The organism is Streptomyces sp. NRRL S-646 (assembly GCF_000720765.1).
Lineage (GTDB): Bacteria > Actinomycetota > Actinomycetes > Streptomycetales > Streptomycetaceae > Streptomyces.
Window position 1 is genome coordinate 97,061 of record NZ_JODC01000032.1, and the last position, 12,324, is coordinate 109,384.

The 12,324-nt window shown below is 71.0% G+C and carries 12 protein-coding genes; 9 read left to right on the forward strand and 3 right to left on the reverse strand.

Annotation, left to right across the window (positions count from 1 at the left end; genetic code table 11):
- The first annotated feature begins 23 nt into the window (after positions 1 to 23).
- Positions 24 to 641 (forward strand): TetR/AcrR family transcriptional regulator, encoded by a 618-nt coding sequence (locus IH68_RS0145585; RefSeq protein WP_030948805.1) that lies wholly within the window; start codon positions 24 to 26, stop codon positions 639 to 641.
- A 193-nt stretch (positions 642 to 834) separates the two neighbouring features.
- On the opposite strand, the gene IH68_RS0145595 is transcribed toward IH68_RS0145585, so the two are convergent.
- Both IH68_RS0145595 and IH68_RS0145600 read right to left on the reverse strand, forming a co-directional pair.
- Positions 835 to 2,094 (reverse strand): FAD-dependent oxidoreductase, encoded by a 1,260-nt coding sequence (locus IH68_RS0145595; protein ID WP_030948807.1) that lies wholly within the window; start codon positions 2,092 to 2,094, stop codon positions 835 to 837.
- 11 nt (positions 2,095 to 2,105) lie between these two features.
- Positions 2,106 to 2,402: a putative quinol monooxygenase gene (locus IH68_RS0145600; RefSeq protein WP_030948810.1), complete on the reverse strand. Its 297-nt coding sequence runs from the start codon at positions 2,400 to 2,402 to the stop codon at positions 2,106 to 2,108.
- 139 nt (positions 2,403 to 2,541) lie between these two features.
- Between IH68_RS0145600 and IH68_RS0145605 the strand changes: the two genes are divergently transcribed.
- Positions 2,542 to 3,213, forward strand: a complete 672-nt coding sequence (locus tag IH68_RS0145605; RefSeq protein ID WP_234341808.1) for a TetR/AcrR family transcriptional regulator — start codon at positions 2,542 to 2,544, stop codon at positions 3,211 to 3,213.
- On the opposite strand, the gene IH68_RS0145610 is transcribed toward IH68_RS0145605, so the two are convergent.
- Entirely contained in the window at positions 3,214 to 4,164 is a 951-nt protein-coding gene (locus tag IH68_RS0145610) for a LysR family transcriptional regulator (RefSeq protein WP_030948818.1), read from the reverse strand.
- 135 nt (positions 4,165 to 4,299) lie between these two features.
- Between IH68_RS0145610 and IH68_RS0145615 the strand changes: the two genes are divergently transcribed.
- The 7 genes from IH68_RS0145615 (at position 4,300) to IH68_RS0145645 (ending at position 12,032) form a co-directional block, all read left to right on the forward strand.
- Entirely contained in the window at positions 4,300 to 5,274 is a 975-nt protein-coding gene (locus IH68_RS0145615) for a fumarylacetoacetate hydrolase family protein (protein ID WP_030948821.1), read from the forward strand.
- Positions 5,274 to 6,317 (forward strand): amidohydrolase family protein, encoded by a 1,044-nt coding sequence (locus IH68_RS0145620; RefSeq protein ID WP_030948824.1) that lies wholly within the window; start codon positions 5,274 to 5,276, stop codon positions 6,315 to 6,317. Before IH68_RS0145615 ends, IH68_RS0145620 begins: the two co-directional genes overlap by 1 nt.
- Complete coding sequence (locus tag IH68_RS0145625; RefSeq protein ID WP_030948826.1) at positions 6,314 to 7,252, forward strand: VOC family protein; 939 nt, start codon at positions 6,314 to 6,316, stop codon at positions 7,250 to 7,252. Before IH68_RS0145620 ends, IH68_RS0145625 begins: the two co-directional genes overlap by 4 nt.
- 7 nt (positions 7,253 to 7,259) lie before the next feature.
- On the forward strand, positions 7,260 to 8,252 hold the full coding sequence (locus tag IH68_RS0145630) for a cyclase family protein (RefSeq protein ID WP_030948829.1): 993 nt from the start codon (positions 7,260 to 7,262) through the stop codon (positions 8,250 to 8,252).
- A gap of 60 nt (positions 8,253 to 8,312) precedes the next feature.
- The gene (locus tag IH68_RS0145635; protein ID WP_030948831.1) at positions 8,313 to 9,281 is read left to right on the forward strand and encodes a fumarylacetoacetate hydrolase family protein; all 969 of its coding nucleotides are present in this window, start codon (positions 8,313 to 8,315) and stop codon (positions 9,279 to 9,281) included.
- Entirely contained in the window at positions 9,278 to 10,429 is a 1,152-nt protein-coding gene (locus tag IH68_RS0145640) for an FAD-dependent monooxygenase (protein WP_030948833.1), read from the forward strand. The genes IH68_RS0145635 and IH68_RS0145640 overlap by 4 nt, the downstream gene beginning before the upstream one ends.
- A gap of 361 nt (positions 10,430 to 10,790) precedes the next feature.
- Entirely contained in the window at positions 10,791 to 12,032 is a 1,242-nt protein-coding gene (locus tag IH68_RS0145645) for an MFS transporter (RefSeq protein ID WP_037886366.1), read from the forward strand.
- Positions 12,033 to 12,324: the final 292 nt, after the last annotated feature.

Genomic DNA, 12,324 nt, shown 5'->3' on the forward strand with positions numbered 1-12,324 from the left:
GCAGTGGGAACGGGAGAGCGCCGGTGTCGGACGCACGGAGCACGGGCACACGGATGTCCGGGGAACAGCGCAAGGCGCAGATCATGAAGGTCGCGGCGGAGCTGTTCGACGCGCGTGGCTACCAGGACGCCCCCATGGAGGCCATCGCCCAGAAGGTAGGCATCCGCAAGGCCTCGCTCTATTACTACTTCCCCAGCAAGGACGCCCTGCTGGTGCAAATGCACCAGGAGATGATCGATCTGATCATCGACGCCCAGCAGCGCCGCCTCGACGAGGACAGCCTCGGCCCGCGCGGCCTGCTCCTCGCGATCATGACTGATCTCGTGTCGCTGATGGAGACCCACCCCGGGCACCTGCGCGTCTTCTTCGAGCACTACCGCGAACTCCCCGAGGCGGTCCGTGAAGAGATCGCCGGTAAGCGTGACTGCTACCAGCAAATGGTGGTGGACGTCCTCGAACGCGGCGACGCCGAAGGCGAGTTCCGCATCGCTGACGCCCGCCTTGCCGCTCTCGCGATCCTCGGCATGTGCAACTGGACCTACCAGTGGTTCCGCCCCGGCGGGTCACGAACAGCCCACGAGGTCGCACGCTACTTCTACGACACTCTGCTGGACGGCATCGGGCAGAGGGGCCGGGACTGACCAGCGCGGGCGGCAGAAGGGCGCATGGCCACGTGAGAGGGCAACGGGTGAGTCCGTGCTGTCCAGGGTCCGGATCTTCGAGGCGTGCACGCCGGACGACCCCGCCCTGACGTTCTCCGAGGTGGCCCGCAGGACCGTGCTGCACTTCTGAGCTGTGGCCGGGCCCGCCCCTTGGGGCGGACCCGGCCACAGCTCAGAAGGCGGTGCCGGGAGCCGCCCCGGCGCCGAGGACCGCGGCGAACCGGGCTTCGGCCCGGTCGATCTCGCCGAGTTGCTTGAGGATCTCGCCGGGCGTGGCCTCGCCGACCACCTTCTGCAGGACCGGGGTGCGATCGAGGATGACGTCCCGTACCGGTCGCAGCGGGCGAGGCGCGTGATGGAAGAGCTGCCCGAGGAGGTAGGCCTGCTGGGACTGGCGGGCGGTATGAGGCTTGCGCGGGGTTTCGAAGGCGTCCAGCGCCCGACGGACCTTAGTGTAGTCGCTCAGGTCCACTCCCGCGAGACGGCGGCCGATGAAGTAGCCGTCCTCGGTGGCCATGCCGGCGCCGTACGCCGCGTAGGGAGAGGTGGGGTGTGCGGCGTCGCCGATGAGGGTGACGCGGCCCTTGGACCATTGTTCGAGCGGCCTGCGGTCGCGGATCACCCAGCGCTGGACGTGCGCCGGGTCAGTCGCGGCGATCAGCTGGGGCAGCGGGCGGGCGAAGGCCTCGCCGAGCGTGGTCGCGCTGGAGTACAGGTCGCCCGTGAACTCCTGGCTCGCGTCGAACGCCTCGAGCACCCACCACTGGAAGCCGGCGCGTCCCTTGTCGCGGACGGCGGTCCAGCTGCCCTGCACGGTGCGGCTGTGGGAGACCACACACAGCCCCGGCTCGGCGGTGACGCTCTCGTCGAAGGTGTAGCCGCCGAAGATATGCAAGTTGTGCTCGCGTTTGGGGCTGTCGCCCCACAGTGTGCGGCGGACCAGGGAGTCGATGCCGTCGGCGCCGATGACGACGGCCGCGTCGTGGATCGCGCCGTCCGACAGATGCAGCCGCACGCCACTCTCGTCCTGCTCGACACGCACCACGGTGTGGTCGACGTGGAGGACGCCCTTGGGCAGGGCGGCGATCAGCCGCTCGTACAGCTCTGGGCGCAGCAGTCCGATGAAGCCGCCGCCGTAGGTGCGCACGACGTCCTCGGGGAGCTCCACGCGGACCCGGCGGCGGCCGTCGGCGCTGCGGAACTCGGAGGTGCAGGGGGCACCCAGGTCCTCGGTGTCCACCCCGAGCAGCCCGAGTGCCTTGATCGGGGCGGGCCACAGGTTGAGGATGTTGCCGGCCGGTCTGGCCTGCGGGTATCGCTCGAAGAGCACGACGTCGTGACCGGCCTGGTGGACGGAGAGCGCGGCGGCCATGCCGGCGGGGCCCGCGCCGATGACGGCGACACGGCCTCGCTTGCCGGGAAGGAAGTTCATGGTGGGTGTCCTCAGCCCTGGTCGTCGATGACCCGGTGGATGGTCATGGTGGGCTCCGACGACACGAGGGCCGGCGCCTGGGCCAGGAAGTCCCGGGTGTGAGGGCGGCCCATGTGCTCGTCGAGCGCGTCCTGGCTGTCCCACACCTCGACGCCGACGATCGTGTCCGGGTCGGTCAGGTCGGCGTAGAAGCCGTAGGAGCGACAGCCCGTCTCGCGGAGGGTGGCCTCGCTCATCCTCCGCGCGGCCGCTACCAGTTCGTCGCGGCGGCCGGGAGCGGACCGCGCTGTGCCGATCACGATGAGCATGCATGCCTCCAGGGCGGGGGAGTCTTCGCATAAAAACGAAGTGCGCACTACGGTTACGAGAGAATCGGGCCGCCAGTGAGGCGATGTCAAGGGTTACGGCAAAGTTTCCGGAGCGAGGTGTTCAGGGAGAATGGGCGTCGTGACAGCCCGAACGGACGACATCCCCGACCATCTCGCCATCCGGCCGCCGCGCCAGGAGCGCAGTCGGCAGGCTTGGGCCCGGGTCCTGGACGCCGGTGTCGCGCTCATCGAGGAGGGCGGGTACGAGGCGTTCACGATCGCCGCGGTCTGCGAGCGCGCCCAGGTCGCGCCACGCGCCCTCTACGACCGCACCACCAGCAAGGACGCCCTGTTCCTGGCCGTGTACGAGCACGGGGTGGACCGGATCAGGGCCGACGAGGAGGTCTTCACGCGTGAGGAACGCTGGGCCGGTCTGGACGCGCGGCAGCTGATCGCGGGGGCGGTCACGGAGGTCGCCGCAAGCTTCACCCGCCATGCGGCGTTCCTCAGGCCGGTCGTGCTGCTGTCAGGAGCCCATCCGGAGGTCCACCGCAGGGGGCGGGCCAACAGCCGGCACGTGTCGGACCTGTTCACCGCCGTCGTGCTGCGGGCCCGGCAGCAGATCACCCACGACGACGCCGAGCGGGCCGTGCGCCTGTGCTTCAGCACACTGTTCGCCGCCTGCGTCCTGCGCGTCGCCTACGGTCCCGGCTTCGCCGGGGCAGACGCCGACGACCGGGTGTTCGTGGAGCACCTCACCAGCACGGCGGTGCGGTACCTCCTCGGCCCGGAGTGCGCACCGCAAGCATGATCAGGGGTTCGGGGCTCCTCCCCGCCCGGTGCCGTCGGTTTCCAGTGGGGCCAGGGTCCCGGCGGCGTCGGCGAGCATGCCGAGCAGCCACCGATGGCCGGGGTCGAGCTGGCGGCTGGGGTGCCACCAGGCGGCCTGGTGCAGCTCGGGCATCGGTACGGGCAATGTCACCAGGCGCAGCGGCACGTCGGGCGATGTCCGCAGCACGCGCTCGTGGACCAGCGCGAGCAGATCGGTTCCGACGACGAGCCGGCCGAGGGCGGTGAAGCTCTGCACGGTGACCGCGCTGTGCCGGTCGAGTCCGAGCGCTGAGAGATGGGCGTCGGCGGGTGAGGCGAGCGGCGAGGGGCCGAACGGCACGATCCAGCGGGTACCGGGCACGTCCGCCGCGGACAAGGCTGCGGGAGTGACCGTGTTGCCCTCCCAGGCCACGCACACCCAGCGGTCGGCGTAGAGGTCGAGGCTGGGCAGGTCGCTGAGCAGGCCCCGCGCCATGACCAGGATGTCGGTGTCGCCGAGCACGGTGTGGGGGTCGTGGATGATCTCGGGGTCCACCGGCCGGATGTCGAGCTGGACCTGTGGCGCCGCCGAGTGGACGGCGGTGACCAGGGCCGGTCCCAGAACGGTCAGGACCGAGTCCGAGCAGTGCACGCGAAAACACCGGGTGGAGCTCTCCGGTTCGAATCGCGGCTGCGCGGTCAGCAGCCGCGTGAGCCGCTCCACCGTGTCGCCCAGCTCCGCGCGCAGTCCCTGGGCGACCGGCGTGAGCGCGTAGTGACTGCCGCTGCGTTCCAGCAGCGGGTCGTCGAAATGCCTGCGCAGCCGGGCCAGCGCGGCGCTGGTCGCGGGCTGGGACAGTCCCACGCGCTCCCCGGCTCGGGTGACGTTGCGTTCCTCCAGGAGCGCGTGCAGGACGACGATCAGGTTCAGATCGAGTGTCGGAAGCTCCACATGCCCTCCATAACGCCGGTGGATGGCACACCATACGGATCTTTTGTTGGCCTGGTGAGCGGTCCGAACCCGATGCTGCTGATTAACGCCGACGTTACATGCCGGTCGGTGAACGGCCTCACGAGGAGCGCATTCATGGTGTCCTTGATCGACCACGCCGGAACGTGGGCCCTGGCGGCCTTCACCCGCCCCGGGCAGCAGTCGGCCGTCCCGGGGCTCGTCCGCAGGGACCACGTCCTGGACCTGTCGTCGTGCCCCGAGGCGGGTCGCCCCGCATCCACCCAGGAACTGCTGGAACGCTGGGACACCGCCGAGCCCGCGCTCGCCGCGCTCGCCTCGGGGACCGGCTGGATCCCGCTGGAGGACGTCGCACTCACCAGTCCGGTGAGCCCGCGACAGGTGTTCCAGTGCGGGGCCAACTACCGCACGCACGTGATCGATCTGGCGGTCAAGCACCACGACGGCTCCGACGGCCGGACCGCGGAGCAGGTACGCGCGGACGCTGCGGCCACGATGGACAGCCGCCTGGAGCACCCGCCGTACGTCTTCACGGGCCTGCCCAGCGCGATCTGCGGCCCGTACGACGACGTCATCCTGCCCCGGCACGGCGAGAAGCCGGACTGGGAGCTGGAGCTGGCCGCCGTCATCGGCCGGTCCGCCCGCGACCTCGATGTGTCCGAGGCAATGGACGCCGTCGCCGGGTGGACGATCGTCAACGACCTCACCCTGCGGGAGCTGGTCCTGCGCCGCGACATGCCCGAACTCGGCGCGGACTGGCTGGCCAGCAAGAACGCCCCGACCTTCCTGCCGACCGGGCCGGTGATCGTGCCACGTACCGCCGCCCCGGACCCCGCGGAATTCCACCTGACGCTGAAGCTGAACGGCCAGGTGATGCAGGACGAGTCCGCCAAGGACATGATCTTCGACGTGGCGCGGATCGTCGCCCACTGCTCGAAGGTCGCCACCCTGCTGCCCGGCGACCTGGTCCTCACCGGCAGCCCGGCTGGCAACGGCCTGGTCCACGGCCGGCTGCTGCGGCCCGGCGACGTGATGGACGGTTCGATCACCGGCCTCGGCGCCCAGCGCAACCGCTGCGTGGCGCAGAAGTGATGACCGCGCATCCCGTACCCGCCGTCGACCTGCACGCGCACCTGGGCGTCCGGGCCGTCGACGAGCTCATCGCGGGCGAACCCGGCCTGGCCCGGCAGCGGGAGACCGACGCGGCAGCACTCGGGCCCGTCTCACTCGCCGAGAACGTACGGCAGATCGGCTCGCTGGGGCCCCGCCTCACCGACGTGGATCTGCGCCTGGAGGCGATGGACCGGGCCGGAACCGACATTCAGGCGGTCAGCGCCGTCCCGCTGCCCCACGCCTGGGCCGGCCGGGAACTGGCCGAGCGCGTCACCGCCGTCTCCAACGAGTCGGTCGCGGTCTTCTGCGCCAAACACCCCGACCGGCTGCTGCCGATCGGGTCGGTCGCCCTCCAGCATCCCGATCTGGCCGTGCGGCAACTGCGCGACGCGAGCACGGACCTGGGGATGCGCGGGGTGCAGATCTCCACCGCCGCCGCTCCCGGTGTCGAGCTCGACGACTCCCGGCTGGCCGAGTTCTGGGCGGCGGCCGAAGAACTGGGGGTGGCGGTCCTCATCCACCCCTGGGGCTGCACGCTCGGCCCGCGGCTGAGCGCGTACTACCTGTTCAACACGGTCGGCAATCCCGTCGAGACCGCGCTCGCCCTGTCCCGGATCGCCTTCAGCGGACTCCTCGAACGCCACCCCGCCCTGCGCATCTGGGCCGCCCACGGCGGCGGCTACCTCCCGACCTACCTCGGCCGCGCCGACCACGCATGGAGCGTCCGCCCCGACGCCCAGACCACGGCCGAGCCGCCCAGCGCCCAGCTGCGGCGGATCTGGGTCGACTCACTCGTCTACTCCCCCCAAGCGCTGCGCCACCTCGTCGAGGCCATCGGGCCGACCCAGGTCACCCTCGGCAGCGACTACCCCTTCGACATGGGCGTCGAGAACCCCGTCGAGCGACTGCTTGCAGCCGGACTCGACGCCGCCACCGTAACCGCCGTACGCGGAGGAAACGCCCAGCGGCTGCTGGGCCCTCTGCCCGGATTTCCGCACACACCCGCCGGAGGTATCCGATGACGGAACGACTGATCACCCACCTGAGGCATGTCGACCTCGCCGTGCCCGACTTCGACAAGCAGCGCGAGTTCTACACCACGCTGTGGGGCCTGACCCAGGTCGCCGAGGACGACGGCATCGCCTTCCTGGCCGCCGAGGGCTCCCCCGAGCAGTACATCGTCCGGCTGCGCCGCGACAGCGAGAAACGGCTCGACCTCATCTCCTACGGAGCCCGCGACCGCGCCGCCGTCGACGCCCTCGCCGCCCAACTGGCCACGGACGGTGTGCGGTTGGTGCATGAGCCGAGGGACCTGGACACCCCGGGTGGCGGCTACGGCCTGCGGTTCTTCGACGTCGACGGCCGCACCATCGAGGTCAGCGCCGAGGTCGCCGAGCGCCGCCACCGCAAGATCGAGGAGCGCGAGTCGATCCCGGTCCGGCTCTCCCACGTCGTGGTCAACTCCGCCAACCCCGAGGCCACCCGCACCTTCTACGAGAAGCACCTCGCCTTCGGCCTGACGGACTCGCTGACCCTGCCGCACATGGGCGACCTGATGTACTTCATGCGCTGCAGCCCGCAGCACCACAGCCTGGCCATCGCCCGCGGTCCGCACACCTCCCTGCACCACGTCTCCTTCGAGATGCGCGGCCTGGACGAGTACATGCGCGGCTCCGGCCGGCTCCTGCGGGCAGGCACGCACAAGGTGTGGGGTCCCGGCCGCCACATGGCCGGAGACAACACCTTCTCGTACTTCCTGGACCCACACGGCAACACCGTCGAGTACACCACCGAACTGGAGCTGCTCGACGAGGACATCTGGCATCCCAGCCAGTACGACGTGTCCCAGCCGGAGAACCAGGACCAGTGGGGCACCGCCAACCCGTTCAGCGAACTGGTCGCCAAGGAGTCCTTCAACGATGTCGACCGCGGCTGCTTCGTCGCGCCCCCGGTGTGAGGTGACCATGAACGTTCTGAAGGAGTACGGCAGCGACCCCGAGGCCGCCATCGCCAAGGCCGCCGCCCTGCACAGCAACTGGAACCGCTGGGGCCACGACGACGCCCTCGGCACCGTCAACTTCCTCGACGACGGACTGCGGGCGCGGGCCGGTGCCCTGGTGCGCACGGGCATCTCCTTCTCGCTCGCGCTGCCGCTGGACGAGAACGGCCCGCAGAACGGCTGGAAGCGCCGGGTCAATCCGGTGCACACCATGATGTCCACCGGCCAGGACACCGCCGCGCAGATGGGCACCCCGCACGGACTGACCGCCGCCGACGACGCCGTCTACATGCCGTTGCAGTGCGGCACCCAGTGGGACGGGCTCGGGCACGTCTTCGACCACGGCATCGGCTGGAACGGCCGCCGCGGCGCCGAGACCGTCACCAGCGAGGGCGACGCGGTGACCGGCATCGAGAACCTCGCCGCCCCGCTGGTCGGCCGAGGCGTCCTGCTCGACGTGGGCCGGGCACTGGGGGGTGAAAACGGTGAACTCGACGACGGCCACCCCATCACCACCGAGGACCTGAGGGCCACAGTCGAACGGCAGGGACCGACCAGCGAGGTGCGCCGCGGCGACATCGTGCTGGTCCGCACCGGCCAGCTCGCCCGGGTCCGGCGCGCCCTGGCCCGCGGCGAGGGCTGGGGGACGTACGCCGGCGGGCCCGCCCCCGGCCTCTCCTTCGGCACGGTCGGCTGGCTGCACGGCACCGAGATCGCCGCGATCGCCACCGACACCTGGGGCTTCGAGGTACGGCCCAACGAGTTCCCCGGCTCCTTCCAGCCGCTGCACCAGGTGGTGCTGCCGCACGTCGGGCTGCTGGTGGGAGAGATGTGGGACCTCGACGCCCTGGCCGAGCACTGCGCCGACGACGGGGTGTACGAGTTCCTGCTCGCCGCCCAGCCGCTGCCGTTCACCGGCGCCGTCGGTTCCCCGGTGAATCCCATCGCCGTGAAGTGACCCGCCGCTCACCGCACACGCACCGACAGCGCCCCCTTCGAGCCGCAAGGACGCACACCCTTGAAACTCACCACCCTCCGCACCCCCGCGGGCCCACGTCTGGGCATCGCCGACGGCGACGCCGTCCGGGTGCTGCCCACGCGGGAAGCCCTGCTCCAGGTGATCCAGGGCGGCCAGGAGGCCCTTGACGACGTGGCTCGCCGGGCCCGCGACGCCGAGGCCCTGCCCCTGGAGCAGGCCGACTTCGCCCCGCTCCTCCAGCCGCCGACCATCCGCGACTACCTGACCTTCGAGAACCACATCGCCGTCCTGATGTCGAAGGATGCGGCCGACGGCGCCGTCCCCGAGGGCTGGTACGAGGAACCCGGCTTCTACTTCTCCAACCCCGTCGCGGTCGTCGCCCCGTACGACCCCGTGCCGGTGCCCCCGGGCGCACGGCGGTTCGACTACGAACTGGAGATCGCCGCGGTCGTCGGGCGGGCCGGGTCCGACCTGACGCCCGCGCGGGCCCGCGAGCACATCCTCGGCTTCACCGTCATGAACGACTGGTCCGCACGCGACCTCCAGCGCCGCGAACTGACCCTGCCGCTCGGCCCATCGAAGTCCAAGGACACCGCCACCACCCTCGGGCCCTGGCTGGTCACCGCCGACGAGTTCGCCGACGTGTGGGACGACGAGGGCACCCTGTCCCTCACCACCGAGGTACGGCTGAACGGCCGGCGTACCGGCGGCGACACCACCGCACACATGTCGTGGACCTTCCCAGAACTCCTCGCCTACGCCTCGCGGGGCACGGTCGTCCGGCCCGGCGACGTCTTCGGCTCGGGCACATGCGGTACCGGCTGCCTCGCCGAGCTGTGGGTGTCCCAGCCCGACACGGCGCCCGGCCCGCTCGCTCCCGGCGACACCGTCCGGATCGACATCGAACGCATCGGGCACATCGAGAACCGGATCGTCCCCGGTCCGGAGCCCGTCCCTCTCCCACCCGCCCGCAGCCGTCGTACGAGTCACACAGGGAGAACGTCATGAGCCAGGTTTCCCGGGTACTCATCCAGGGCGCGGGCATCGGCGGGCTCGTCGCCGCCACCGCCCTGGCCCAGCGGGGCGTCCACGTCGACGTGGTCGAGCACCGCCCGGCCGGCTCCGTCCTCGGCGTCGGCCTCAACCAGCCCGGCAACGCCCTGCGTGTCATGCAGGAGATCGGCGTCCTCGACGACTGTCTGGCGGCCGGCTACCAGTACCGCGAACTGCGCATGGTCGCCCCGGACAGCACCACCGTGGTGGACTTCCCGCCGCCGGACCACCCCGGCGTGCCCCCGAACAACGGCATCCAGCGCAGCGAACTGTGCCGGATCCTGCTCGGCGCTGCCCGCGGCGCGGGGGCCCGCCTGCACCACGGCGTCACCCTGTCCACCGTCCAGGAGGACGAGGACGGTGTGTATGCCGACTTCACCGCCGCCGTCGAGGGCGCGTCCGTATCCGAAGCGGGCCGCTACGACCTGCTGCTCGGCTTCGACGGCATCCGCTCGCGGGTCCGCCGCCACCTCTACGGCGACCGTTACGACGCCGAGTACACCGGCTTCGCGTGCTGGCGGATCAGCCTGCCCAGGCCCGAACAGCTCGAACGGGTCGTGTACGCCGTCTCCGGGCAGGTCAAGGCCACCCTGATCCCGCTCAGCGACACCGACTGCTACGTGGCCCTCGTCCTCCAGGAGCACATCGGGGGCCGACGCGACGCTGCGGAGGTGGCGGACCGGATCAGAGTCCTGCTGGGGGAGTTCACCGGCTGGGTCGGGGAACTGGCCGGGCAGGTCTCCGGCCAGGCCGCGTCGGCCGCGTACAGCCCCGTCGAGCAGGTCACGGTTCGCGAACCGTGGTTCCGCGGCCGGATCGCGGTGGCCGGTGACGCCGCACACGCCAGCAGCCCGCACATGGCCCAGGGCGCCGCGATGGCGGCGGAGGACGCCGTCGTGCTCGCCCAGTGTCTGGACTCGGCCGAGCCGCTCGACAAGGCCCTTCACACCTGGTGGGAGCGGCGCATGCGCCGCGCGGGATTCGTCCAGGACTACTCGGCGGCCCTGCTGCGCACCGAGTCGGGAACGCCGACCCCGGACGACGAGGAACTCCTCAAACTGCCCATCCCGGCGGCCCAGGCGAGACTCGCCGAACCGTACTGACCGCAACACACAGGTGGCGCCGAGTTCACCGGGGCTCGGCGCACCACCCGCCGGCCGGCCGTGGAACGACCCGCACCAGGGCAGGCCTCAACGACGGCCGTCCGCTGCACCGCCACGCCGTCCGCACCCCGTCAGGCCCGCCGCACCCCGTGACGCCGGCCGCACCCCATTGGGCCGCTACGCCCGGCCGGTACACGGCGACGCACCTACCTGCATCGGCCAACCCCGTCAGGCCGCTACGCCGGCCGCACACCGCCGGAGCACCGCCCGGCCGAACGCCCGCTCGCCCTCTCCGACGTCGCCCTCCCGCTGAGGGTCGCGCGTCGGCCCATCGTCATCCCCCGACCAACCGGGAGCGAACATGTCCGAGTCGAAAGTCGAGGGGTACAACCACGTACCCGCCGCTCCTTCCCCCGGCACAAGAACAGCAGGCCTCGGGCAGGCGCTCATCCTGCTGCTGGCCAGATGCATGGGAGTCCTCGGCGCCGTCCTGCTCACCCCTGTCCTGCCCAAGATGCAGGACGCGTTCGACGGCACCGCGGGCGCCGACATTCTGGTGCCCGTCACGCTCACCGCCCCCGCCCTGATGATCGGTCTGCTGTCGCTCGTCGCCGGATCGGTCGCCGACCGCCTGGGCCGCAAAGGGCTGCTGGTGGGCGCCCTCCTCGTCTACGCCCTCGTCGGCACCGCCCCGCTGTGGCTGGACTCGCTGCCTCTCATCGTCGGCAGCCGGGTCCTGGTCGGGGTCTGCGAGGCGGCCATCATGACGTGCTGCACCACACTGATAGCCGACCACTTCGACGGCCACCGGCGTGACAAGTACCTCGGCCTGCAGGTGGTGTTCACGAACATCTCCGCCATCGCGTTCTTCGGGCTCGGCGGTGTGCTCGGCGGCGCGGGATGGCGCACCCCGTTCTGGCTGTACGCCGTCGGCCTGGCCCTCGCCGTCCTCGTGGCCCTCTTCGTCCGACAGCCGGCTTCCGGAGCCGAGCGGGGCACGCTGCAGCCCGTTCCCTGGCGGAGCCTGCGCAAGCCCGTCTGTGTGTCGCTCCTCGGCGGAGTGGTCTTCTACACGCCAATCGTGGAACTGTCGTACGTCCTCGACGGCATCGGCGTCGAGTCCACCGCCACGATCGGACAGGTCAGTGCCGCCTCCGGGGTGGCCACCGCGCTCGGCGGAGTCGTCTTCGGTCGCGTCTCGCGATCCGGCCCGCGCACCCTGCTGCCCTTGGCCTTCGGCCTCGCAGGCGCCGGACTCGTCGGCATGGCCCTCGGCTCCCAAATCGCCGTGGTGGCCGTCGGCGCGGTGATCGCCTGCGCGGGTACCGGTCTGCTGCTGCCGACCCTCCTGACATGGGCCATCTCCTCCCTCGGCTACGAGGAGCGCGGTCGCGGCACCGGATTGTGGACCGCCGCCTTCGGCATCGGCCAGTTCTTCTGCCCCCTGGCGGTCCTCGCCCTGTCGGCCCGGCTGGGCGGTCTGTCGGCCGCGATCACCGCGGTGGGCGCGGTGTCGCTCGCCATGGCACTCGCCGTGGTCGCCGTCGTGGGCCGGAGCGAGGTCGGCACGTTCCGCGCAGTCACCGCCGACAACGAATCCTGAGGCTCCTCATAACCGCACACCTTCATACGCGTCAACCGAGTCGGATACGTCGCCCGCATCGCGGTGATGCGAGTGATCGTCAACCCGCTGATGTCCAGGATCGCCAGGACGGCCATGCGCACGTGAAGCAGGCGGCCGAGATGGTGGTGGACCGCTACATCACGCTCGTGGACCGTGCGGTGCATGAACCCTGAGAGGTCGTTTTCTCCCTTTGTTTCATCCCGGAATCGGCGGTTGGTGTAGTTTTGCGGGGTCGCGCCAGGAGACGGTGGTCTCGCCGGTGAGGCGGCGG

Excerpts from the sequence above, each read along its gene's own strand:
- IH68_RS0145595 (WP_030948807.1), bottom strand. The coding sequence starts at position 2,094 with ATGAACTTCCTTCCCGGCAAGCGAGGCCGTGTCGCCGTCATCGGCGCG.
- IH68_RS0145600 (WP_030948810.1), bottom strand. The coding sequence starts at position 2,402 with ATGCTCATCGTGATCGGCACAGCGCGGTCCGCTCCCGGCCGCCGCGAC.
- IH68_RS0145615 (WP_030948821.1), top strand. The coding sequence starts at position 4,300 with ATGGTGTCCTTGATCGACCACGCCGGAACGTGGGCCCTGGCGGCCTTC.
- IH68_RS0145620 (WP_030948824.1), top strand. The coding sequence starts at position 5,274 with ATGACCGCGCATCCCGTACCCGCCGTCGACCTGCACGCGCACCTGGGC.
- IH68_RS0145625 (WP_030948826.1), top strand. The coding sequence starts at position 6,314 with ATGACGGAACGACTGATCACCCACCTGAGGCATGTCGACCTCGCCGTG.
- IH68_RS0145630 (WP_030948829.1), top strand. The coding sequence starts at position 7,260 with ATGAACGTTCTGAAGGAGTACGGCAGCGACCCCGAGGCCGCCATCGCC.
- IH68_RS0145640 (WP_030948833.1), top strand. The coding sequence starts at position 9,278 with ATGAGCCAGGTTTCCCGGGTACTCATCCAGGGCGCGGGCATCGGCGGG.
- IH68_RS0145645 (WP_037886366.1), top strand. The coding sequence starts at position 10,791 with ATGTCCGAGTCGAAAGTCGAGGGGTACAACCACGTACCCGCCGCTCCT.